At 63.5% G+C, this 24,810-nt stretch carries 16 protein-coding genes and 1 tRNA gene; 9 read left to right on the top strand and 8 right to left on the bottom strand.

Annotation, left to right across the window (positions count from 1 at the left end):
* Positions 1–14: 14 nt before the first annotated feature.
* From H3221_RS18650 to metR, 6 genes are all read right to left on the bottom strand, one after another.
* Positions 15–1,439, bottom strand: coding sequence for a mannose-1-phosphate guanylyltransferase/mannose-6-phosphate isomerase (locus H3221_RS18650; protein ID WP_196475209.1), 1,425 nt, complete (start codon positions 1,437–1,439; stop codon positions 15–17).
* A 303-nt stretch (positions 1,440–1,742) separates the two neighbouring features.
* Entirely contained in the window at positions 1,743–3,053 is a 1,311-nt protein-coding gene (gene algD / locus H3221_RS18655) for a GDP-mannose 6-dehydrogenase (RefSeq protein ID WP_196475208.1), read from the bottom strand.
* Positions 3,054–3,853: 800 nt separating this feature from the next.
* Positions 3,854–7,009 (bottom strand): efflux RND transporter permease subunit, encoded by a 3,156-nt coding sequence (locus H3221_RS18660; protein ID WP_196475207.1) that lies wholly within the window; start codon positions 7,007–7,009, stop codon positions 3,854–3,856.
* A gap of 1 nt (position 7,010) precedes the next feature.
* Complete coding sequence (locus H3221_RS18665; protein ID WP_196475206.1) at positions 7,011–8,093, bottom strand: efflux RND transporter periplasmic adaptor subunit; 1,083 nt, start codon at positions 8,091–8,093, stop codon at positions 7,011–7,013.
* A 6-nt stretch (positions 8,094–8,099) separates the two neighbouring features.
* Complete coding sequence (locus H3221_RS18670; protein WP_196475205.1) at positions 8,100–8,756, bottom strand: TetR/AcrR family transcriptional regulator; 657 nt, start codon at positions 8,754–8,756, stop codon at positions 8,100–8,102.
* A gap of 203 nt (positions 8,757–8,959) precedes the next feature.
* Complete coding sequence (gene metR / locus H3221_RS18675) at positions 8,960–9,877, bottom strand: transcriptional regulator MetR (protein WP_125834287.1); 918 nt, start codon at positions 9,875–9,877, stop codon at positions 8,960–8,962.
* A 168-nt stretch (positions 9,878–10,045) separates the two neighbouring features.
* Between metR and metE the strand changes: the two genes are divergently transcribed.
* Positions 10,046–12,349, top strand: a complete 2,304-nt coding sequence (gene metE, locus H3221_RS18680; protein WP_196475204.1) for a 5-methyltetrahydropteroyltriglutamate--homocysteine S-methyltransferase — start codon at positions 10,046–10,048, stop codon at positions 12,347–12,349.
* A 199-nt stretch (positions 12,350–12,548) separates the two neighbouring features.
* Positions 12,549–13,538: an alpha/beta fold hydrolase gene (locus tag H3221_RS18685; protein ID WP_196475203.1), complete on the top strand. Its 990-nt coding sequence runs from the start codon at positions 12,549–12,551 to the stop codon at positions 13,536–13,538.
* A gap of 11 nt (positions 13,539–13,549) precedes the next feature.
* Here H3221_RS18685 and H3221_RS18690 read toward each other — a convergent pair whose 3' ends face one another.
* Entirely contained in the window at positions 13,550–13,810 is a 261-nt protein-coding gene (locus H3221_RS18690) for a DUF6316 family protein (protein ID WP_196475202.1), read from the bottom strand.
* Between the two features lie 278 nt (positions 13,811–14,088).
* Between H3221_RS18690 and H3221_RS18695 the strand changes: the two genes are divergently transcribed.
* Positions 14,089–15,045: a DMT family transporter gene (locus H3221_RS18695; protein WP_196475201.1), complete on the top strand. Its 957-nt coding sequence runs from the start codon at positions 14,089–14,091 to the stop codon at positions 15,043–15,045.
* 158 nt (positions 15,046–15,203) lie between these two features.
* On the opposite strand, the gene H3221_RS18700 is transcribed toward H3221_RS18695, so the two are convergent.
* Positions 15,204–15,671: an Lrp/AsnC family transcriptional regulator gene (locus H3221_RS18700; RefSeq protein ID WP_160017566.1), complete on the bottom strand. Its 468-nt coding sequence runs from the start codon at positions 15,669–15,671 to the stop codon at positions 15,204–15,206.
* A 198-nt stretch (positions 15,672–15,869) separates the two neighbouring features.
* Between H3221_RS18700 and H3221_RS18705 the strand changes: the two genes are divergently transcribed.
* The 6 genes from H3221_RS18705 (at position 15,870) to H3221_RS18730 (ending at position 24,723) form a co-directional block, all read left to right on the top strand.
* Entirely contained in the window at positions 15,870–19,337 is a 3,468-nt protein-coding gene (locus H3221_RS18705) for an indolepyruvate ferredoxin oxidoreductase family protein (RefSeq protein ID WP_196475200.1), read from the top strand.
* An 80-nt stretch (positions 19,338–19,417) separates the two neighbouring features.
* Positions 19,418–20,530, top strand: coding sequence for a Leu/Phe/Val dehydrogenase (locus H3221_RS18710; RefSeq protein ID WP_196475199.1), 1,113 nt, complete (start codon positions 19,418–19,420; stop codon positions 20,528–20,530).
* A 75-nt stretch (positions 20,531–20,605) separates the two neighbouring features.
* Positions 20,606–20,680 (top strand) — tRNA-Arg (locus H3221_RS18715).
* Between the two features lie 233 nt (positions 20,681–20,913).
* On the top strand, positions 20,914–21,546 hold the full coding sequence (locus tag H3221_RS18720) for a sigma-70 family RNA polymerase sigma factor (RefSeq protein ID WP_196475198.1): 633 nt from the start codon (positions 20,914–20,916) through the stop codon (positions 21,544–21,546).
* On the top strand, positions 21,547–23,223 hold the full coding sequence (locus H3221_RS18725) for a multidrug ABC transporter permease/ATP-binding protein (RefSeq protein ID WP_196475197.1): 1,677 nt from the start codon (positions 21,547–21,549) through the stop codon (positions 23,221–23,223).
* Positions 23,224–23,406: 183 nt separating this feature from the next.
* The gene (locus H3221_RS18730; protein ID WP_196475196.1) at positions 23,407–24,723 is read left to right on the top strand and encodes a lysine N(6)-hydroxylase/L-ornithine N(5)-oxygenase family protein; all 1,317 of its coding nucleotides are present in this window, start codon (positions 23,407–23,409) and stop codon (positions 24,721–24,723) included.
* The last annotated feature ends 87 nt before the right edge of the window (positions 24,724–24,810 follow it).

Here is a 24,810-nt window from a genome sequence, read left to right on the forward strand (position 1 = left end):
GATGCTGGCAGTCGCTAGTCGACCGTGGCGTCGGTGCGGCCGTAGACATCCTCGAAGCGCTCGATGTCGTCCTCACCCAGATAGCTGCCGGACTGGACCTCGATGATCTCCAGAGGAATCTTGCCGGGGTTGGCCAGGCGGTGAACGGCGGCGATGGGGATGTAGGTCGACTGGTTCTCCCAGAGCAGGAAGGTCTTGTCGTCACAGGTCACCCGCGCGGTGCCGGAGACCACGATCCAGTGCTCGGCACGATGGTGGTGCTTTTGCAGCGACAGGCTGGCGCCTGGCTTGACCACGATGCGTTTGACCTGAAAGCGGTTGCCACTGTCGATGGAGTCGTAGCTGCCCCACGGGCGATAGACCTGGCAATGGTTCTGCGCCTCGGCGCGTCCGTCGCAGGTCAGGGTGTTGACCAGTTGCTTGACGTCCTGCACACGATCCTTGTGGGCGACCATCACGGCGTCCTTGGTCTCGACCACCACCACATCCTTAAGGCCGACCAGGGTCACCAGCTTGCTCTGGCTGTGAGCCAGGCAGTCCTGGCTGTCATGGATCACCACGTCGCCAGAGCGGCTGTTGCCCTGGTCGTCCTTGTCCTGGACGTCCCACAGCGCGGACCAGGACCCGACATCGTTCCAGCCTGCCGCGAGCGGTACCACGCAGGCGCGATCGGTCTTTTCCATCACCGCGTAGTCGATGGAGTTGTCCGGGCAGCACTCGAAGGCGCTGGGGTCGATACGGATGAACTGCAGGTCGCTCTTGCTGCGGCTGAGCGCCAACTGGCAGGTGTCGTAGATGTCCTGATCGTGGCGTTGCAGCTCTTCCAGGTAGCGGCTGCAGCGGAACAGGAACATGCCGCTGTTCCAGACGTAGTCACCCTGCGCCACGAACGCGCTGGCGGTGGCCAGGTCGGGCTTCTCGACGAACTGCTCGACTGACAGAACACCACCTGGCAGCCCGCATCGCTCGCCGGTCCTGATATAGCCGTAACCGGTTTCAGGCCGCTCGGCGGGGATGCCGAACAGCACCATCTCGCCCTGTTCGGCAGCCTTGCGAGCTACGCCGAGTGCGCTGTGGAATACCGGCAAGTCTTCGATCACGTGATCGGCCGGCAGAACCAGGAGCAGCTCGTCACGGCCGGCGGCGAGCAAGTGCATGGCGGCGATGGCCACGGCCGGCGCGGTGTTGCGGCCGAACGGCTCGAGCAGAATGGTTTGCGCCTCGTTGCCGACAGCGGCAAGTTGCTCGCTGACGATGAAACGATGTTCCTCGTTGCACACCACGATGGGCTTGCTGATGCCCTCGATTGCCAGGCGGCCGAGCGTCTGCTGAAACAGGGTTTCGCTGCCAGTGAGGGCCAGGAACTGCTTGGGATACAGCTTGCGCGAGAGCGGCCAGAGTCTGGAGCCACTGCCGCCGGACAAAATCAGAGGAATCATGCTGTCACTCCTGTAAACATCGATTCGGATCGTATGGGCAGTGAACGGGCAACACGCCATAACCAACCAAGCGGCGCCTGACCGGTGCCGCCTCTGTTCTTGTTAGGCTCAGTACGAAAAGTGCCTACGCATCGGTGATGCTGCGTTAAAAACGGGCTCGTGTGCGAGCCCAGTCAGAATGCTCATTTACAGCACGTAAACTCGAATGCGAGCCCAGTCCGTTCTTCGCCTGTTTTTGCGGGGCCGCCATCGGTATTACCTGACCTTCGCGCGGCGACTTTTCGAACAGGCCCTGGCTTGCTGCTACCAGCAGATACCTTCCTTGTTGGCCTGGGTGGCATGCGCCATGAACCCCACGAGATCGACGATCTGTTTGTCGTCGCCGACGCTGTTCATGACCTCGGCAAAGCGCTGTTCGCCATTGCCGATGATCAGCACGTCGGATTGCGCGACCACCTCGTCGAGTTCCTTGCACAGCAGCGAGGAAACGTGGGGGATCTTCGATTCGATGTATTCCTTGTTCGCACCGAACACCCGTGCGTACTCGACGTTGCTGTCGAAGATGCGCAGTTCGTAGCCTTTGCCGATGAGCATTTCAGCCAGTTCGACCAGGGGGCTTTCCCGCAGGTCGTCAGTGCCGGCCTTGAAGCTCAGGCCCAGCAGGCCGATGCGGCGCTTGTCATAGTGGGTGACGATGTCGAAGGCCCTCTTCACCTGGGCGGCGTTGCTTCGCATCAGCGAGCCGATCAGCGGCGTTTCCACGTCCAGGCTGCCGGCGCGGTAGGAGAGGGCGCGCACATCCTTGGGCAGGCACGAGCCGCCGAAGGCGAAGCCGGGCTTCATGTAGTACTTGGAGAGGTTGAGCTTGTGATCCTGGCAGACCACATCCATCACTTCACGGCCGTCGACGCCGGCTGCCTTGGCGATGTTGCCGATCTCGTTGGCGAAGGTGACCTTGGCCGCGTGCCAGACGTTGCAGGTGTACTTGATCATCTCCGCCACTTCGATGGACTTGCGGATGATCGGAGCGTCCAGCTCGCTGTACAGCTCTTGCAGCAGGTCGCCGGACTGTTCGTCCAGTTCACCGATAACGGTCATGGCCGGGAAGTCGTAATCCTTGATCGCCGTGCTTTCACGCAGGAATTCCGGATTGGTGGCCACGCCGAAATCGACACCGGCTTTCTTGCCGGACGCTGCTTCGATCAGGGGGATCACCACGTTCTTTACCGTGCCCGGCAGGACCGTACTGCGTACGACCACGGTGTGGCGTTCCTGCTTGTCGCGCAGGGCCGTACCGATCTGCTTGCACACCGATTCCATGTAGCCGAGATCGAGGTCGCCATTGCGCTTGCTCGGCGTGCCTACGGCAATGAAGGACAGTTCGCTGGCCAGCACTGCGGCACCCACATCGGTGGTGCCACGCAGCAGGCCGGAGTTGACGCCGGCTTCGAGCAGTTCGGCGAGGCCGGGTTCGACGATGGGGGACTTGCCTTGATTGATCAGGTCGATCTTGGTTTGCGAGACGTCGACGCCGATGACCTCATGGCCGCGAGCCGACAAGCAACCGGCGCATACGGCGCCTACATAACCCAATCCAAAGATGCTGATTCTCATAGGTCCCTCTCTCATATAAATGAGTTAGCCGGTTTGAATTGGCCAACATCCGTGTTCATTAAGTACGCCACTAAGATTGCGTAATGGTGACTGCAATCGAATAGGGGTACTCGAATTGGCGCGGATACTAAGTTGGCTGTTTTAGCATTTCAAGCAAAACCTGAACCAAAAGTTTTGAATTGTTTTTTATTGTCAGGCTTTAATTTTTTTATCAATTAAAACATATAGTTATATTTGCTGTTTTTTGGGCGCCAAAAAATAGTTGCAGCTTTTTAGTGTGTTATTTTTATGGCGCCATAAAAACATTATTCTTTGTGCTTAGTTGTATGGCGCTGCAGTAAGGTTCTGCTCGGAAGTTGTGCATGAGTGCGCTGTGCCGTGTTCGACGCTGGAAGCGGGAATGCTGATTAGCCGTCATGCGAATAGACAGGGGGATTCCGAAGGGCGACAGCTTGCGTTGGAGAGCTACTCCGCTCTGTGAGTCATGCCACGCAATTGAGGCTTGGCACAGTGCCACTGCCTGAACTACTCTCCGGTCACCGGGCTAACGAAGTGGCCAACAGGCAGGATGCCGACCCCATACACTTCGTTAGCTCGGTAATCCTTCCGTTGAGCAATGTGCAGCGAGTAGAAGAGCAAAGCCCTCCGAGTGAGGGCTTTGTCGTTTCTGCAAGACGCCTTGCGCGTCTGCTGCCTGTCAAGAGCATCCCTGCTGACTTTCCATTCCCGCCCTTAGCATCGTTGCTGGTTAGCCTAGGCGATATCTGGCGTTTTGCCATGTATTCCAGGAAGGTTCGGCGTCAGCTGGTGTGCTGCACCTGCGTCCTGTCGGGTTTGGCGGCGATCAGGTGTTCCGGCAGGTCGAGCAGGTCGGTGTCGTAGGTCTCCAGCGGTGGCGGGCGGCGCTCGAAGCGGGCGCCGAGTACCAGCAGGCAGGGTGTGAGCAGCAGCGTCAGCACGGTGGCGAAGGCCAGGCCGCCGGCGATGGCGCTGGACAGTTGCGTCCACCACTGCGTCGAGGGCGCGCCGAAACCAAGGCTCGGGGTGAGCAGGTCGACGTTGATGCTGAGCACCATGGGCATCAGCCCGAGGATGGTGGTCACCGCAGTGAGCAGCACCGGACGCAGGCGCAGGCTGCCGGTTTCCAGCGCCGCTTCGCGCGGCTCCAGGCCCTGGCGGCGCAACTGGTTGTAGGTGTCGATCAGGATGATGTTGTTGTTCACCACGATGCCGGCCAGGGCGATCAGGCCCATGCCGACCATGACGATGCCGAACGACTGACCATTGATCAGCAAGCCCATCAACACGCCAGCGGTGGACAGGACGATGGCCGATAGAACCAGTGCCGCCTGGTAGAGGCTGTTGAACTGGGTCACCAGAATGATCGCCATGAGGAAGATAGCGACGACGAAGGCGGTCATCAGGAAGGTGGCCGCCTCGCGCTGGTCGGCATCCTCGCCGGCGAACTTCACCTTGACCTCGGCCGGTACCTCGCCGAGCGCTTCGCGCAACGCCTTGAGGCGTTCGTCCAGGCGCGCACCTTCCGCCAGGTCGGCCTGCAGGGTGATGGTGCGGTCGCCATCGACGCGGCGCAGGGTGCCGACCTTGGGCGCAGGCTGCAGGTCGACGAAGTTGCTCAGCGGTACCTGGCCGGCCGTTGTATTGAGGGTCAGGCGGCCGAGTTGGTCGAGCGAGCGCCAGTTGCCGGGCAGGCGTACGCGGATGTCCACTTCGTCGGTGGCATCTTCGGGACGGTAGGTCGCCAGTTTCAGGCCGTTGGTGATCATCTGCACGGCGTTGCCGACGCTGAGTACGTCCGCGCCGAAGCGCGCAGCGGCCTCGCGGTCGACCTTGATTCGCCATTCGATGCCGGGCAGCGCACGGTCATCTTCGATATCGGTGAAGCCGCCGAGCTTCTGCATTTCCCCGCGGATACGCTCGACCCACTGCTCGCCCTGTGCCGGGTCCAGCGAGCTGATCTGCAGCTTCACCGGCTTGCCGTCGGTGGGGCCCTGTTCCTGCTTGCGGAACTCCAGCACCACGCCGGGAATGTCGGCGGTGCGCTGGCTCATCTCTGCGAGGATGTCCTTGGCCGGGCGGCGCTGATGCCAGTCGACGAACTGGAACTGCAGGGTGCCGATCACGTCGGCACCGAGCTGGCCCTGCTGGCCTTCCGGCTGGGCCAGCGAACGCGCATACAGAGCCTTGACCTCGCGCATGCCGATCACCTGCTTTTCCACCTGCTGGAGCAAGGCGTCCTTTTCCTGCACCGACAGATCGCCGCGTGCGCGCAGCCAGATCTGCGCGCTTTCCGGCTCGACGTCGGGGAAGAACTCCACGCCGTGGTTGAAGCGGCCGTAGCCGACATAGATCAGTGCAATCAGCGCGAGCATGCCGAGCAGCGTCAGGCCGGGTCGTTTGAGCAGCGTCGCCAGCAGGTTGCGGTAGGCGTTGCCGGCACGGTTGGCGGCGGGGGCTTGTGGGCGTGCCTGGCCGCCGGTGACGGCGCCGAGCACCGGCAGAAACACCAGGGCCATGGCCAGCGACGCCAGCAGGCAGAGAATCACCGTGGCCGGCAGGTACTTCATGAACTGCCCGACCACGCCCGGCCAGAACAGCAGCGGCAGGAACACCACCAGGGTGGTGGCGGTTGAGGCGATCACCGGCCAGGCCATTCGCGTTGCGGCATTGGCCCAGGCCTGACGCGGCGTCTGGCCCTGCTGCAGGTAGCGGTCGGCCAGCTCGGAGACGACGATGGCGCCATCCACCAGCATGCCGGCCACCAGAATCAGGCTGAACAGCACGACGATATTGAGGGTGAAACCGAGCATCCAGATCAGCAGGATGCCGCTGAGGAAAGCGCCGGGAATGGTCAGGCCGACCAGCAGCGCCGAACGCATGCCCATGCTCGCCACCACCAGGATCAGTACCAGGACGATGGCGGTGAGCACGTTGTTGAGCAGGTCGCCGAGCATGCTCTGCACTTCCTGCGACTGATCCATGATGTAGCTGACTTCAACGCCCGGCGGCAGCAGGGGTTTGGCCTGCTCCATCAGCGCCTTGACCTGGTCGATGGTCTCGATGATGTTGGCGCCGCTGCGCTTGGCCACTTCTAGCACGATGGCCGGCTGGCCGTTGATGCGGGCGAAGCCGGTGGGGTCCTTGAAGGTGCGGCGAATGGTGGCGACATCGGCGAAGGTGACCACGCTGTCGCCGACTACCTTGATCGGCATGCGCATCACGTCTTCGAGGTCTTCGATGACGCCGGGCACCTTCATGCTCATGCGGCCTGCGCCGGTATCCAGGCTGCCGGCGGCGACCAGGCGGTTGTTGCGGCTGACCAGGTTGAACAGCTCGTTGTAGTCGATGCCGTAGCTGTCGAGCACCTGGGGGTCGACGACGATTTCCAGCAGGTCCTCGCGGTCGCCGCCGATCTCCACCGACAGCACTTCGGCGATGCCCTCGATGTTCTCCTTCAGGCGCCGGGCGATGTACACCAGCTCGGTCTCGGCAATCGGCCCGGACAGCCCCACCGACAGCACCGGGAACAGCGCCACGTTGACTTCGTTGACGGTTGGCTCGTCGGCTTCTTCTGGCAGCTTGCTGCGCGCGGTATCGACCTTCTCGCGTACGTCGGCCAGCGCCACCTTGGCGTCGAAGCCGGCGTCGAACTCCAGTGTCACCGAGGCGTGCCCTTCGCTGGATACCGAGCGCATTTCCTTGACGCCCTCGAGACTGCGCAGCTCCTGCTCCAGTGGACGCACCAGCAGGCGTTCGCCGTCTTCCGGGCTGATGCCTTCCAGGGTCACCGAAACGTAGATGATGGGAATGACCACGTCCGGGTTGGATTCCTTGGGCATGGCGATGTAGGCCACCAGCCCGCCGCAGAGCAGGAACAGCAGGACCAGGATGGTGGTACGGCTACGGTCGAGTGCGGCAGCGATCAATGCGTGCATCTCAACTGCCCTCGGCCGCGAGTTGCGTGCGGACCTGCTGACCGGGCTGGACGAAGCCCTGACCGAGGGTGATCAACGCCACTTTCGGCGGCAGACCGCTGACCCAGGCGCCCTGGTTGTCGACGCTGATCAGTTGCACCGGAGTGAACTCCACGCGCTGCGCCTCGTTGACCCACTTGACGCCGTGGCGGCCGCTTTCATCCAGGCTGAGCAGGGCAGGGGACAGGCGATGGGCCATGGCTTCGCCGGTCTGGATGTGCAGGGTGGCGCTGGCGCCGGCCAGGCGCAGGCTGTCCGGGTTGTCCACCTTGACCTCGATGCGGAAGCTGCGCGAACCGGGGTCGGCAGCTGCGGCGATAAAGTGCAGTTCGCCTTGCAGCGTGCGGCCATCGAGCAGTTCCACCTTTACCGGTTGGCCCAGCTCCAGCTGGGTGACCTGCTGCTGGGCAATCTGTGCGCTGACCTTGAGGCGGTCGATATCCACCAGGGTCAGCAGACTCTGGCCGGGCTGGACGAAATCGCCCAGCTCGACCATGCGCTGGTCGTAGATGCCGGCAAACGGAGCCTTGATCTTGGTGTTGCGCAGTTGCAGACGGGCACTGTCGAGTTCGGCGCGTGCCTTGGCCAGCTCGCTTTCCAGACGCATCAGCTCGTTGGCCGAAACCAGGCTGCGTTCGCGCAGGCGCTTGGCGGCGGTGACGTCGCTCTGACGCTGGCGCACATCGGCCTCGCTGCGCGCGACCTGGGCCGGGCGGTCATCTGGCGAAAGGCTCAGCAGCAATTGATCGGCTGCAACGCGGCTGCCCTTGTCCTGATCCAGGTTCTGTACGCTGCCGCTGACCTGGGCGCGCAGTTCCACTCGGCGCCAGGCCTCGACCTGCCCCTGCACCACATGCTCGCGCTGCATGGGTTGGGCTTGCAGCCATTGAATTTCGACACGCGCCAGCTCGTTGCTGGCGGCAGGTTGGTCGGGCTCGACCTCGTCGCGAGCGACGAAACGCTCGCCGCTGAACAGCCAGGCCAGCAGCAGGACTGCGATGACGATGGCGATGATCCAGGGACGCTTGCTGAGTTGGGCGAACATGTGGGTTTACTCGCTGAGTGCAGGCGCTGCGTGCAGCGCGGCGGCCTGGCCTTGCAGGCCGGCAATGATGAAATCGGTGACGCGCTGGAAATAGGCGTCCAGCTCGATGGGTTCGGCCCAGTGGGCGAAGCCGCCGGAGGCGATGCGTGCCATCACGCCATTGACGCAAGCCTCCACGCCCCAGAGCAGGTGCTGGCAATTCGTGGGGGAGAGTTTCAGTTCGCCGAAGCTGCCCTGCAGCAGTTGGTTGAACAGGGCCATGTACTGACCTTCCAGCTCGAGGAACTGTTCACGGTAGGGCGCGTCCAGACGTTCCTGGAAGGCGGGGCGGTCGCACAGCAGGCAGAGTTGGGCTTGCAGTGGATCGGCCAGCAGTTGTTCGAAGGCGCGGCGAATCACATGGCGCATGGCTTCGCGAGGAGGAGCCTGGTTCGCGGTCTCAAGCAGTTCGCTCAGATGCTGGCGCGAGCAGTCCAGCACCAGGCGCGCGTAGAGCGCCTCCTTGCTGGAGAAGTGCTTGTACACCGTGCCCTTGCCAATGCCGGCGTGACGGGCCACCTCGGCGATGGTGACGCGATCCCAGGATTGCTCCTGAAACAGCTGGCGAGCGGATTGCAGCAGGGCGTTTTCCCGCTGCTGGAAAAGTTGATCCTGGTAGCGCATGACGGTTCCGGGTTCTGTGACCGGTGGTCATGCTATGACTGTTGGTCACGACGCGGCAAGACGGAGTTGTAACAAGGCAATTGGCGTGGACGGGCGTTCGCCATGGCGTTGGCGATTGGAGATGCAGTCGCAGGGTGCGCCGTGCGCAACAGGGCCGGCGGTGATGGATTGTTGGTGCGCACAGCGCACCCTGCGTGCGGCCGTCAACGTGCCACGCTGACGCCTTCGAGGCTGGCGAAGGAGGTGTCCTTGGCGGTGAGCAGAAAGTCGCGCATGAACGGCGCGTCGAGCATGTCGGTGCGGATCGCCGCGTAGAGCGTGGCGAACAACCCTTTTTCGCCCAGGCGCTTGGCGCTGACGTAGCCGCGCGAGCTGTACTCGTGCAGCGCCCAGTTGGGCAGGCCACATACGCCGCGACCGCTGGCGACCAGTTGCATCATCATCACCGTCAACTCGGAGGTGCGCACCTGGGCTGGCTCGATATCGTTGGGCTCGAGAAAGCGCGTGAAGATGTCCAGGCGGTCGCGTTCCACCGGGTAGGTGATCAGGGTTTCCGTGGCCAGATCCTGTGGCTGGATGCAGGCCTTGTGCGCCAGACGGTGCTGGTTGGCCACGGCAAGCATGGCCTCGTAGGTGAACAGTGGCACATAGGTGATACCGGCCAGCTCGATGGGGTCTGACGTCACCACCAGGTCCAGATCGCCTCGGGCCAGGGCGGGCAGCGGGGCGAAGGAGAAGCCCGAGGCCAGGTCCAGCTCAACCTCCGGCCAGGCATCGCGGAACTGATCGATGGTCGGCATCAGCCACTGGAAGCAGCTGTGGCATTCGATGGCCATGTGCAGGCGACCGGCAGTACCGCCGGCCAGACGCGCCAGGTCGCGTTCGGCGCCGCGCAACAGGGGCAGGGTGGCATCGGCCAGTTGCAGCAGGCGCAAGCCGGCGCTGGTGAAGCGCACCGGCTTGGTCTTGCGCACGAACAGCTGCAGGCCGAGGCGTTCTTCCAGTTCCTTGAACTGGTGCGACAGCGCCGACTGGGTCAGGTGCAGGCGCTCGGCGGCCTCCACCAGGCTGTCGGTCTCGCGCAGGGCGTGCAGGGTTTTCAGGTGGCGTAGCTCGAGCATGGCGGGTCTCAGCGAGGGATTCATTCATCCAATGCCGGGGCTGGATGAAAATGGTTCATACAGCCTACATGAGTAAATCTATAGATCAAGGCGAAAATCTTGAGTTTGTCTCATTCGGTGTCGATGCCGAGAATGGCGCCATCTCGATTGATTCTGGAGTTTCACGACATGGCCCTGTCCCATTCCCTCGGTTTCCCGCGTATTGGCCGCGACCGCGAACTGAAAAAAGCCCTCGAAGCCCACTGGAAAGGTGAGTTGGACGAAGCCGGCCTGCGCGTCGTCGGCCAGCGCCTGCGCGCCGAGCACTGGCAGCTGCAGAAGGATGCGGGCATCGACATGCTGCCGGTGGGCGACTTCGCCTGGTACGACCAGGTGCTGGGTCATTCCCTGGCCTTCGGTGTGATTCCCGAGCGTTTTCGCCCGGCCGATGGCAAGCCGACGCTGGATACCCTGTTCGCCATGGCCCGTGGTGCCGTTGCAGGCCAGAGCAGTGGCACTTGCTGCGGTGGTGCCCACGCCCAGGAAATGACCAAGTGGTTCGATACCAACTACCACTACCTGGTGCCGGAATTCAGCGCGGACCAGCAGTTCGCCCTGAGCTGGGAGCAGTTGTTCGAGGAGGTGGATGAAGCGCATGCCCTCGGGCACAGCGTCAAGCCCGTGCTGATCGGTCCGTTGACGTATCTGTGGTTGGGCAAGGCCAAGGGGGGCGACTTTGACAAGCTGGAGTTGCTCGAAAGCCTGCTGCCGGTCTATGGCGAGATCTTCCAGCGCCTGGCCGCGCAGGGCGTGGAGTGGGTGCAGATCGACGAGCCGATTCTGGTGCTCGATCTGCCGCAGGCGTGGAAGAACGCCTTCGAGCGCGCCTACAACCTGATCCAGCGCGAACCCTGCAAGAAGCTGATCGCCACCTATTTCGGCGGCCTGGAAGACAACCTGGGCCTGGCCGCCAACCTGCCGGTGGATGGTCTGCATATCGATCTGGTACGTGCGCCGGAGCAGTACCCGACCATCCTCGACCGCCTGCCTGCTTATAAAGTGTTGTCGCTGGGGGTGGTCAATGGGCGCAACGTCTGGCGTTGCGATCTGCAGAAGGTGCTCGAGGTGCTGCGTCACGCTCACGAACGCCTGGGCGAACGGCTGTGGGTGGCGCCATCCTGTTCGCTGCTGCACAGTCCGGTGGATCTGGCCCGTGAGGACAAACTCGATGCCGAGCTGAAAGGCTGGCTGGCCTTCGCCGTGCAGAAATGCCAGGAAGTTGCCGTGCTTGGCAAGGCTCTCGAGGCGCCGGAGGATTCCGTCGTGCAAGCCGCACTGCAAACAAGCCGGGCGGTGCAGGCCGCTCGTGCAGCTTCAAAACGTATTCACAAGCCTGAGGTGCAGGCGCGCCTGGCGGCGATTCGTCCGCGTCATGCCCAGCGCCAGTCGCCATTCGCCGAGCGCATCGAGCAGCAGCGTGAGTGCCTGCAACTGCCGTTGCTGCCGACCACCACCATCGGCTCCTTCCCGCAGACCTCGGCGATTCGTCTGGCGCGGCAATCGTTCAGGCAGGGCAAGCTCAGTGCGGCCGAATACACCGAGGCCATGCACAGCGAAATTCGCCATGCGGTGCAGGTGCAGGAGCGCCTGGATCTGGACGTGCTGGTGCATGGCGAGGCCGAGCGCAACGACATGGTCGAGTACTTCGCCGAGCAACTCGACGGCTACGCCTTCACCCGCTTCGGCTGGGTGCAGAGCTACGGCTCACGCTGCGTCAAACCGGCGGTGATCGTCGGTGACCTGAGTCGGCCCAAGGCCATGACCGTGGAGTGGATCACCTACGCGCAGGGCCTGACCGACAAGGTGGTGAAGGGCATGCTGACCGGCCCGGTGACCATGCTGATGTGGTCGTTCCCGCGCGAGGATGTTTCCCGTGAAGTGCAGGCCAGGCAACTGGCGCTGGCGATTCGTGACGAGGTGGTGGACCTGGAAGTGGCCGGCATCAAGATCATCCAGATCGACGAAGCCGCGTTCCGCGAAGGGCTGCCGCTGCGCCAGGCCGCCTGGCAGCACTACCTGAACTGGGCCACCGAGGCCTTCCGCCTGACCGCCAGCGGCGTGCGTGACGAAACGCAGATCCACACCCACATGTGCTACAGCGAGTTCAACGATGTGATCGAGTCCATCGCGGCGATGGATGCCGACGTGATCACCATCGAAACCTCGCGTTCGGACATGGAATTGCTGGAGGCCTTCGAGAAATTCGCCTACCCGAACGAAATCGGTCCGGGCGTCTACGACATCCATTCGCCGCGCGTGCCCGACAGCGCCGAGATGGCCGGGCTGTTGCGCAAGGCGGCACGGCGTATCCCGCTCGAACGGCTGTGGATCAACCCCGATTGCGGCCTGAAAACCCGTGCCTGGCCGGAAACCGAGGCCGCGTTGGTTAACATGGTGGCCGCAGCCAGGCAGTTGCGCGCCGAGCTGGCCTGATTCCCGCCAGGCGCGGTTGACCCCCACCTCCCACGGTTGCGTGGGAGGGGCGTCCGCGACGCTCTGGGCTGGGCTTCTGGTCACCTGCAAAGCAACCGTTCGTCCTCCTTCATCAAACTGTCATGCATGTGTGGCGGCGCCATCGAACGACTTTCATCAGACTCGCGTTCCAATGGGGTTCTGCGTTTCTGGTGTTTCCATGCGTGCATTCATTTTCCTGGCCGCGTTGCTGTGTGGCCTGCCGTCTTTTGCGGCCAATCGTTGCGACCTGTCCGAGCCGACCCGTTACGCGGATGTCGGTGAAGTGCGCCTGGCTTATCAAAGCATCGGCAGCGAGCGCGATCCGGCTCTGCTGCTGGTGATGGGCCTGGGCGGACAGTTGATCCACTGGCCTGACGAGGTGGTCGAACGCCTGTGTCAGCAGGGTTTTCGCGTCGTGCGCTTCGACAATCGTGACGTGGGGCTGAGCACCTGGCGGCGGCCGGCGCCGAGCATCAACCTGCCTTACGAGGTGCTGCGCTATCGCCTGGGCCTGTCGCTCGATGCGCCTTATCACCTGCGCGACATGGCGGGCGATGCCCTGGGCTTGATGGATCGCCTGGGCGTCGACAACTTCCATGTGCTGGGCGCGAGCATGGGCGGCATGATCGCCCAGCACCTGGCCGATGTGGCGCCGCAGCGCGTTCTCAGTCTGACGCTGGTGATGACCAGTTCGAGTGCTCAGGGATTGCCTGCACCCAGCGATACGCTGGTGTCGCTGCTGGCGAGGCGTGAGGCGGGGAGTCGCGAAGCGGCGTTGCAGCAGCAGGCAGACTTGCTCGCGGCCCTGGGCAGCCCTTCGGTGCACGATGACCGTGCCTTGCTCCTGCAGCAGGCCGAGCAGGCGTATGACCGCGCCTTCAATCCCGAAGGCGTACAGCGTCAGTTGCTGGCGATTCTTGCCGAGTCGAGTCGGGTCGAGCTACTCAATCGTCTGACAGTGCCGACGCTGGTGGTGCACGGTACGGCCGATCCGTTACTGCCGGTGATGCATGGCGTGCACGTGGCGGCGCACATCAAGGGCGCGGAGCTCAAGTTGATTCCGGGCCTGGCGCATCGCTTTCAGGATGCCTTCAAGGAGCCTTTGCTTGCCGCGGTGTTGCCGCATCTCGCAGCGCATCGGGGGGATTTGGGCCTGGCGCATCTGTAAGGGGCGAGCGCTCAGGGCTCCTGACTGTGCTTGATCGCTTCGCGGCGCTGCAGTTGGTCGATGTGCTCGCTGCTATGGCGAAGCAGCTTGTTGGCCATGGACATGCGCTCGATATAGCGCGTGATGCTCTGCTCAGCGTCATGGCGGGAGATAAAGGGGCCTTCCAGCGTGCCTTCGCGAGTGGCGAAGAAGTATTGGCCGTTGACGGCGCTCAGACGTGAACTGCGGTAGTGCGTGCCCGGTTGGGGGTCGATATCGCGTTGGCCGAACATGGTGAGAGCTCCATCTGCAGGTTCTGGATAATCTGAGTCTACTGTGGCCAATGCGGCGTGCTTGTCAAAACGACAGATGGTAGATTTTGGCAGCCTGTTAGCGTCTTTTAGCGGATTTTATGGATTATTGGCGCCGGTCGGCTGGCGTTCTGCGGATGCTGAGCAGTACAGTTTCGCTCGGCAACCGGGCTGAACTGTTGCTGTGTAGGTGTGTATGCCTCTCCTAGAATGCTCTGCTGCGGTCGACATGCTCTGTTGGCCGCCTGCCAGAGGTTGCCATGCACATTTCTTCCGGCCGTTGGATGTACGGCCTGCTGCTCGCCCTGATCACTTCCGTGCTCTGGGGCATCCTGCCCATCAAGTTGAAAGAAGTTCTGCAGGTGATGGACCCGGTGACGGTCACCTGGTATCGCCTGGCCGTGGCTGGTTCTCTGCTACTTGCCTATCTCGCTGCGAGTCGCCGGTTACCGCGTTTTCGGCCGCTGGGACGCAAGGGGGGTTGGCTGCTGGCACTGGCTATCGGCGGGCTGACGGCCAACTACGTGCTGTATCTGGTCGGGCTCAACCTGCTCAGCCCCGGTACCACGCAGCTGGTGATCCAGGTGGCGCCAATCCTGTTGCTGATCAGTAGCCTGTTCGTCTTTCGCGAACGCTTCAGCCTGGGCCAGGCGGTTGGCCTGATGGTCATGCTGCTGGGCTTCGGCTTGTTCTTCAATCAGCGCCTGGGTGAGCTGCTGACCTCGCTGACCGCCTACACCACTGGTGTGCTGACCGTGCTGGCGGCTGCCTTCGTCTGGACCTTCTACGGCCTGGCGCAGAAGCAACTGCTGACCACGTGGAATTCGGTGCAGGTGATGATGGTCATCTACCTGGCGTGCGCGCTGCTGCTGACGCCCTGGGCGCAGCCCATGCAGGTACTGGAGTTGAGCCCGCTGCAGGGCTGGCTGCTGCTGGCTTGCTGCCTGAACACCCTGGTCGCCTATGGTGCCTTTGCCGAGGCGCTGGCGCATTGGGAGGCTTCGAGGGTCAGCGCGACCCTGGCGCTGACACCGTTGGTGACCTTCGTCTCCGTGGCTCTGGCCTCGACCTGGTGGCCGGACCACGTGCTGCCCGAGCAGGTCAACTGGATCGCCTACGCAGGCGCTGTGGTGGTGGTGCTGGGTTCGGCGCTCACCGCATTGGGTCCATCGCTGCTGGCCGCTTGGCGGGCACGCCAGGCCAGGCGCCTGGCCTGATGCCGATCAGATAAGACGTCGTGTTTGGTACGGATGGCCTTTGTAGGGTGCGCCATGCGCACCCATGAAGGCAGCACCGGTATTTCGGTACGCATGGCGCACCTTGCCTGGCCGTATCCCGATACTTGAGTGACCGGCATTCGTTGTCAGACCCAGTCTTAATCCAGCGGCAGCTCGGTGGTGCGTTTGACCTCGCTCATGGCGATGTGCGAGTGCGCTTCGTGTACGTGCGGGCGCTGCAGCAGGTGGTCACGCAGGAAGCGCTCGTAATCGGCGATGTCCTTGGCCACTACCTTGAGCAGGTAGTCCGAGCCGCCGGCCATGCTGTAGCACTCCAGTACTTGCGGGTAGCCGACCACGGCCTGCTCGAACTCATCCAGATTGCCGCGACCGTGGGCCGACAGCTTGATGTCGACGAACACCGTGATGCCGAAGCCCAGGCGCTTGTGATTGAGCAGGGCGACCTTGCGTTCGATCAGCCCTTCTTCCTGCATGCGATGAATGCGCCGCCAGCAGGGCGACTGCGACAGCTCGACTTTCTCGGCGACCTCGGCGGCAGAGAGGTCGGCATCGTGCTGCAGCAGGCGGAGAATCCGGCGGTCGATGGGGCTGAGCTTGTCCTGCATGATTGTTTCCGATTTATTGTGATTGTTGGAAGGATCATGCGAAGTATCGCCTTCGATACTCGAAAATAGAAAGAAAAAAGCGGAACCCTCCGGTCATGATTTAGGCAAATCCGTCGCAGTGATCCTGCGGCAGGATCCAACGGAGCGTGTTTACCGTCGCGCTCCTCGTGCTCGCCATAAAAATAAAAGGAGCGCTCCATGTCACTGGCCGAAATCCGCCTGGATGACAAATACCGCCTCGCTACGGGTCACCTCTATCTGACCGGCACTCAGGCGCTCACCCGCCTGCCCATGCTGCAGAAGCAGCGTGACGCCGCCTTCGGACTCAATACCGCCTGCTTCATCTCCGGCTATCGCGGCTCGCCTCTGGGCGGCCTGGACAAGAGCCTGTGGGACGCGCGCGAGTACCTCAAGGAAAACCACATCCACTTCCAGCCCGGCGTCAACGAAGAGCTGGGTGCGACGGCGGTATGGGGCAGCCAGCAAGCGAACCTGTTCCCTGGCGCGCGCTACGACGGCGTGTTCGCCATGTGGTACGGCAAGGGGCCCGGCGTCGACCGCAGTGGCGACGTGTTCAAGCACGGCAACTCGGCCGGCGTTTCCAAGCATGGCGGCGTGCTGCTGCTGGCCGGTGACGACCACGGCTGCAAGTCCTCGACCATCGCCCACCAGAGCGAGCATGCGTTCATCGCCGCGTCGATCCCGGTGCTCAATCCGGCCAACGTCCAGGAGGTGCTGGACTACGGCATCATCGGCTGGGAGCTGTCGCGCTACAGCGGCTGCTGGGTGGCGCTGAAGACCATCGCCGAGAACGTCGATTCCTCGGCGGTGGTGGACGTCGACCCGCTGCGTATCCAGGTGAAGATTCCCGAGGATTTCCAGCTGCCGGAAGACGGCGTACACATCCGTTGGCCCGATCCGCCCCTGGCGCAGGAAAAGCGTCTCAACGTCTACAAGATCTACGCCGCGCGCGCCTTCGCCCTGGCCAACAACCTCAACCAGGTCAAGCTTGATTCGCCCAACCCGCGCCTCGGCATCATCACCACCGGCAAGTCCTACCTCGACGTGCGCCAGGCCCTCGATGACCTCGGCCTGGACGAGGCGCTGTGCGCCAAGGTCGGCCTTCGCGTGCTCAAGGTCGGCATGAGCTGGCCGCTGGAGCCGGTGTCGGTGCACCAGTTCGCCGAAGGCCTGGACGAAATTCTGGTAGTTGAGGAGAAACGCAGCATCATCGAAGACCAGCTCACCGGTCAGCTCTACAACTGGCCGGTGGGCAAGCGCCCGCGCGTGGTCGGCGAATTCGACGAGCAAGGCAATTCGTTGCTGCCGAACCTGGGCGAGCTGACGCCGGCGATGATCGCCCGGGTGATTGCCAAGCGTCTGGCGCCGATCTACAGCAGCCCGACCATCGAAGAGCGCCTGGCCTTTCTCGATGCCAAGGAAAAGGCCCTGGCCGCGCCCAAGCACAAGACCGTGCGCACCCCGCATTTCTGCTCCGGCTGCCCGCACAACAGCTCGACCAAGGTGCCGGAAGGCAGTCGCGCTCTCGGCGGCATCGGCTGCCACTACATGACCCAGTGGATGGACCGCAGCACCGACACCTTCACCCAGATGGGCGGCGAGGGCGCGACCTGGATCGGCCAGGCGCCCTTCACCGACACGCCGCACGTGTTCCAGAACCTCGGTGACGGCACCTACTTCCACTCCGGCCACCTGGCCCTGCGCGCAGCCGTCGCCGCCGGGGTCAACATCACCTACAAGATTCTCTACAACGACGCGGTGGCCATGACTGGCGGCCAGCCCATCGACGGCGAACTGCGCATCGACCAGCTCAGCCAGCAGGTGCATGCCGAGGGCGTCAGGCGCATCGCCCTGGTCAGTGACGAGCCGGACAAATACCCGACCCGCGCCACCTTCGCACCGGGCGTGACCTTCCATCACCGCCGCGAGCTGGATGCCGTGCAGCGCGAGCTGCGCGAGGTCAAAGGCTGCTCGGTGATCCTCTACGACCAGACCTGCGCCACCGAGAAGCGCCGTCGGCGCAAGCGCGGCAAGCTGGTCGATCCGGCCAAGCGCGCCTTCATCAATCCGGCGGTGTGCGAGGGTTGTGGTGATTGCAGCGTCAAATCCAATTGCCTGTCGGTGCTGCCGCTGGAAACCGAACTGGGGCGTAAACGCGAGATCGACCAGAGTGCCTGCAACAAGGACTTCAGCTGCCTGGAAGGCTTCTGCCCGAGCTTCGTGACCGTCCACGGCGGCAGCCTGCGCAAGCCTGAGGCCGTTGGCCTGAGCGCGCTGTTCATCGCCTTGCCGGAGCCGAAGCAATCGGCCCTGAATCGCCCCTGGAACATCCTCCTGCCCGGCGTTGGCGGTAGCGGTGTAACCACCGTCGGTGCGCTGCTGGGCATGGCTGCGCATATCGAAGGCAAGGGCTGCACCGTGCTGGACCAGGCCGGCCTGGCGCAGAAGTTCGGCCCGGTGATCACCCATATCCGTATCGCCGCGCAGCAGAGCGATATCTACGCCGTGCGGATCGCCGCCGGGGAAACCGACCTGCTGCTGGGCTGCGACCTGGTGGTGTCGTCCAGCGAAGAGGCGCTGGCCAAGCTCAACGACAAGATCGCCCATGCGGTGATCAACAGCCATGAAGCGGCTACTGCCGAGTTCACCCGCAACCCGGACGCCCAGGTGCCCGGCGCGGCCATGCGCGAGGCGATCAGTGAGGCGGTGGGCGAGGGCAAGACCCGTTTCGTCGATGCCACTCGCCTGGCCACTCGCCTGCTTGGTGACAGCATCGCCACCAACCTGTTCATGCTCGGCTACGCCTATCAGCTGGGCCTGGTACCGGTATCGGCCGAAGCGATCAACAAGGCCATCGAGCTCAACGGTGTGGCCGTTCAGCTCAACCAGCAGGCCTTCCTCTGGGGCCGTCGTGCCGCGCATGACCTGGCTGCGGTGGAAAAACTCGCCGCGCCCAAGGTCGTCGAAGCGCCGCATTGCAGCACCCTGGATGAAATCGTATCCGACCGCGTGCAGCGCCTGACCGCCTACCAGAACGCGGCGTACGCCGAGCGCTATCGTGAGCTGGTCGAGCGTGTGCGCAAGGCCGACAGCGATGCCGAGCAGCGCCTGAGCAAGGCCGTGGCGCATTACTACTTCAAACTGCTGGCCTACAAGGACGAGTACGAAGTGGCGCGGCTGTACAGCGATGCCACCTTCCGCAAGCAGCTCGAAGCCCAGTTCGAAGGCGACTACCAGTTGCAGTTCCATCTGGCGCCGAGCTGGCTGAGCAAGCCCGATGCGGTGACTGGTGAGCCGCGCAAGCGCAGCTTCGGCCCCTGGATGCTCAAGGCGTTCGGCGTGCTGGCGCGCTTCAAGTTCCTGCGTGGCAGCGCACTCGACCCGTTCGGCCACAGTGCCGAACGTCGCCTGGAGCGCGAGCTGATCGAGGAGTACGAAGCCAACGTGGCCTACCTGCTCGCCGAACTCAATACCGGCAACTACCGCACGGCGGTGGCGCTGGCCGAGATTCCCGAGCAGATCCGCGGCTACGGCCACGTCAAGGAAGCGGCGCTGGCCAAGGCGCGCGAGCAGGCGACGCAGCTCAAGGCGCGCCTGACCGTCAGCGAGATCGCCGCCGTGCAGCTGTTCGAACCGGCTGCCTGAACCTCAACCGATCCCCTTTGCCACCCTCTCCCGTGCGGGAGAGGGGCGGCTTTTTACGACCCGATAACCGAGGTAACCCGATGTCCGTCTTCACTCACGTCGACTTCGATCAGCACGAACAGGTGGTCTATGGCCACGACCAGGCCAGCGGCCTGAAAGCCATTATCGCCATTCATGACAGCACCCTTGGCCCGGCGCTGGGCGGTTGCCGGATGTGGCACTACAGCAGTGACGAGGAGGCACTGCGCGACGTGCTGCGCCTGTCACGCGGCATGACCTACAAATCGGCCCTGGCACGCTTGCCGCTGGGTGGCGGCAAAGCGGTGATCATCGGCAACCCGCACACCGGCAAGAGCGAGGCGCTGTTCCAGGCCATGGGCGATTTTGTCGACAGCCTGGGCGGGCGCTATGTCACCGCGGCGGACTCGGGCACCGGCGTGGCCGAAATGCGCATCATGGCCGAGCGCACCCGCCATGTGGCCGGCGCCGGGCAGCGCGAAGCATTCGGTGGCGGTAGCCGTGATGGTGATCCGTCGCCCTCGACCGCCTATGGCGTGTTCATCGGCATCCAGGCGGCCGTAGCGCATCGCCTCGGGCGCCAGGATCTCAACGGCGTTCGCGTGGCCATTCAGGGCATGGGGCAGGTCGGTTTCGGCCTGGCCAAACTGCTCAAGGAGGCCGGCGCGCAGCTGTGGGTGACGGACATCGTCGAGGCCAACGTGCAGCGCGCCGTCAGCCAGCTTGGCGCCACGGCGGTCGGCCAGCATGAGATCTACCGTCTCGATGTGGATGTGTTCGCACCGTGCGCGCTGGGCGCGATCATCAACCTGCAGACGCTGGAAGCCCTGCGCGCGCCGATCATCGCCGGTGCGGCCAACAACCAGCTGGCCGATGCCAGCCTGGCCGAGCTGCTGCGTCGCCGCGAGTGCCTGTACGCCCCGGATTACGCGATCAATGCCGGCGGCATCATCGATGTCTGCTACGAACGCACCGGTGGCAGCGCCGCCGACCTCAAGGCGCATATCGAAGGCATCGGCCCGACGCTGACGGAAATCTTCCAGCGTGCCGACCGCGAAGGCGCGACCACCACCGCGGTTGCCGATCGCATGGCATTGGAGCGTTTGCGCGGTGGCCTGCAGCCCGTGCGTGCGGTAACCGCATCCAAGGCTGTGGCTCAGGGTTGGCAGCGTTAGCAGCGAGCGGCGCGCGACATGACAAATGCGCGCGCCGCCGCTAAGATGCGGCCCGGCCGTAGCCAATACGGCCGTGTCCCCTTAGTTCAACGGATAGAATAAGCCCCTCCTAAGGGCTAGATGCTGGTTCGATTCCAGCAGGGGACGCCATCTTCGTTTCTCTCCCTCGCGTTCATCGAACGCTCGTCGCAACGCGCTGTTCTGCACGTACTCCTCGATCACCTGCAGCCCTGTTGATCATCCGCTGATGCCACGGCGGCGTGATGCCGTGCGGACATTTCCATTGTCGGCAGAGGGTCGTCATATCAAGGCGTCTCGCCATTATTGCAATGAGAAGTGTTTGCATTCAGGATTGTCGCTCCTTGCCAAGAGCGTGACCTCACATGGAATGTTCTCAACAGTCATTGCCGGCCTCGGGTCGGAGAGGTTTTCGACCGTCCTTTGCTGCCAATGCACCTGCTTATGGCCATGCTGCTGCGGTTATCGATCGCAAGGCCTTGCTGGCTGCCTATCAGGCTCAGCGTCATGCGTTGCTCAATCTGGCGACGCGGGTACTGGGCTGTCGCAGCAGAGCCGAGGATGTGCTGCAGGACGCCTTTCTCAAACTATGGGAGGGCAGTCTCAAGCTCTCCCGGGTGGAGGCGCCCGAGCGTTATCTGAGTCGCCTGGTGCGCAATCTGGCCATCGATCATCTGCGCCGCTGGCAGCTGGAGCAGCGCTACGGTGCTGCCGCCGAACTGGCGGATCTGCAGCCTTCGGAAATCTCCCCGGAGCAGGCCGTAGGCGGGCAGCAGGCCGTGCGCCAGTTGCTCGCTGCGCTGGCCGAACTGACCCCGCGCATGCGCCGGGTGTTCACCCTCAGTCAGCTCGATGGCCTCACCCAGCGTGAGGTGGCGACTCAACTGGGTGCGTCACCGGCGCTCATCAATCTGATCCTGCGCGATACCCTAGGGCATTGCCGTGTTCGACTCGACGGGCAGTGTTCGCGCAACTGTCCCCTGGCCAAGAGGTTCTGAATGAAGCTGCTGCGTCTGGTTTTCCACGAATATCGCTGGTCCATCGCGCTGGTGCTGGGGCTCAGCCTGAGCAGCGCATTGCTCAGCGTGGCGGTGATCGCCTTCATCAATCAGCGCATGCTCACGCCGGCGAGCAATCCGGGCGCGGCACTGGGGCAGTTCGTCGCCTTGCTGGCCTTGCTGCTGGTGCTGGCCTCGGCCGCGCAGCTGTCGCTGACGGCGCTGGGTCACCGCTTCGTCTATCGCATGCGCCGCGCGCTGGTGAAGCGGGTGCTGGACACGGCCGTCGAGCGTCTGGAGATCATCGGTGGCTCGACCATCATCGCCAGCCTGTCCAGCGATATTCGCAACATCACCCTGGCCTTCGTGCATCTGCCCGAGCTGATCTACGGCAGCGTGCTGACGCTGGCGGCATTCGCTTACCTGGCCTGGCTGTCGCCCGGTCTGTTCGTCACCACGCTGCTGTGGATGAGCTTTACCCTCGGCATCGGCTGGTTGCTGGTCGGGCGTCTCAATCATCATCTGCGCATGCTGCGTGAGTCCGAGGATCGTCTGTACGGCGATTACCAGGCGGTGATCGACGGGCGCAAGGAGCTGACCCTCAACCGCGACCGCGCGCAGCGTCTGTACGAGGACGAGTTCGACCTCAGCGCCCGCGCCTATCGCGATCACGTGACCCTGGCCGACCGTTACCACGGCCTGGCCAGCAACTGGGCCAACATCATGGTGCTGGGCACCATCGGCCTGGTGTTCTACCTGGCCAACGGCCTGGGTTGGGCATCCACGGCGGTGGCCTCGACCTATGCGCTGACCATTCTGTTCATGCGCACGCCGCTGGTGTCGGCGGTCGCGGCGATCCCTGCGCAGATCGCCGGACGCGTGGCGCTGGACAAGGTCGAATCGCTGGCGCTGGCGCCGCATGTGGAGGCCTTCGAGCATCCGGCCGATCCTTTGAGCGGCCAGTGGCAGGTGCTGGAGTTGCACGAGGTGGAGTATCGCTATCCGGCGCAGGACGGTGAGCCCGGCTTCGACGTGGGGCCGGTCAGCCTGCGCCTGCAACGTGGCGAGACGGTATTTCTGGTCGGCGGCAACGGCAGCGGCAAGTCGACCCTGGCGCGTCTGCTGACGGGCCTGTACATCCCGCAGCGCGGCGAGATCCGCATCGATGGCAGGGTGCTCGGGCCGCAGGAGTGGCCCGCCTACCGTCAGCTGTTCGCATCGGTCTTCACCGACTACCACCTGTTCTCGCAGCTGCTTGGCCCGCACGGCGTGGCAGCGTCGGATGAAGAACTCGATCACTGGCTCGGCAGCCTGCACATTCGCCACAAGGTGCAGGTGGCGGCGGGGCGCCTGCGCGACACGCGCCTGTCCGCCGGTCAGCGCAAGCGTCTGGCCTTGCTCCTGGCGCTGCTCGAAGCGCGCGACATCCTGCTGCTCGACGAATGGGCCGCCGATCAGGATCCGCTGTTTCGTCAGGTGTTCTACCGCGAGCTGCTGCCGCAGCTGAAGGCCGCAGGCAAGACCGTATTCGCCATCAGTCACGACGATCACTACTTCGACCAGGCCGACCGCCTGCTGAAGATGGATGGCGGGCAGCTCCACGAACTGCAGGGTGAGCAGCGGGCCCGGGCCAGCCGCAACGCGCTGTTGGAGATCGGTGGCCGTGCCCATTCCTGAGCACTGGCTACCCTCACTGCGCCCGCATCATGCGGGCGCAGTCGTTTTAGCGAAGTGATTTTCCATTCCCCAGGCAATTGCCCTAAACATTCCTTCCTCTCGTTCGTCAGTGTTAATGAGAATGTTTTCCAGTCATTCCGGCTGGCGAACCACCCATTCAGCACGCAGATATCGGGAGGATTTATGGGGCTCGTTCATGACTATATCGGGGTTGGCTTCGGGCCCTCGAACCTGGCACTGGCCATCGCCACCGAAGAGTTCGCCCAGCGCAGTGGGCGAGAGCCCAGCGTCTGCTTCATCGAGCGCAAGACTTCATTCAGCTGGCATGAAGGCATGCTGATCGACGGCTCGAGCATGCAGATCTCCTTCCTCAAGGATCTTGCCACCCTGCGCAATCCGGCCAGCCGCTTCACCTTCATCAGCTACCTCAAGGCATGCGGGCGCCTGGAGGACTTCATCAACCTGAAGACCTTCTACCCTAGTCGCGAGGAGTTCAACGACTACCTCGGCTGGGCCGCCGATGCATTCGCCGGGCAGGTGCATTACGGCGAGGAGGTGACCAGCATCGAGCCGTTCTACAGCGCTGGCGTCTGTGCCGGTGTCGAGGTGGTCGCGCGTGGCAGCGACGGGCAGAGCACGCGTCGCCGCGCGCGCAACCTGGTGCTGGGTATCGGTGGCGTGGCGCAGATTCCGGCGGCGTTCGCCGGCATGACTGACCCGCGCATCGTGCATTCCTCGCGCTACCTGGGCGCGCTCGATGCCCTGCTGGGCGATGGCAGTCGTCCGCGACGTATTGCCGTCATCGGTGGCGGGCAGAGCGCTGCGGAAATCTTCCATGACTTGGCGTGCCGCTTCCCGCAGATCGAGGCCAGCCTGCTGGTGCGCGGCGGTAGCCTCAAACCGTCTGACGACAGCCCGTTCGTCAACGAGATCTTCAATGCCGACTTCACCGACCGCATCTTCGCCCAAAGCCCCGTGCAGCGCGCGCAGATGCTCGACGAGTACCGCAACACCAACTATTCGGTGGTCGACCTGGAGCTGATCGAGAAGATCTACCACCTGTTCTACCAGCAGAAGGTCCGGGGTCAGCACCCTCACAGGTTGCTCACTCACCGTGAAGTCATGGCCGTTGCCACCGACGACAACGCGGTGGAACTGAGCCTGCGCAACACCCTGGACGGCGACCAGCACAGCGAGCGCTTCGATGCGGTGATCCTCGCCACCGGCTACCGCCGTGACTATCACCGCACCCTGCTGGCGGGTTTCGCCGACTACATCGAAGGCGATGCGGTCGACCGCCGGTATCGCCTGCCGCTGCGAGTGGACTGCCAGGCGCAGATCTTCCTGCAAGGCGGCTGCGAGGGCAGCCATGGCCTCAGCGACACCCTGCTGTCGGTGCTGGCCATGCGCTCCGAGGAGTTGGTCAGCGCGATGTTCGTCGAGCCCGCCGGCACACAGGTGCGCGATTCGCTGCGTCTGGCCGCAGGGTCGCTCAGCTAGTCGGCTGACGCAGTTTTTTCCTTCTTCCGCGAGCGGTTCGGCAGTTGCTGCCGGGCCGTACGCAGGCACGAGTTTTCACGGGTGACG

This window comes from Pseudomonas chaetocerotis, from assembly GCF_015712105.2.
In the GTDB taxonomy this organism is placed as follows: domain Bacteria; phylum Pseudomonadota; class Gammaproteobacteria; order Pseudomonadales; family Pseudomonadaceae; genus Aquipseudomonas; species Aquipseudomonas chaetocerotis.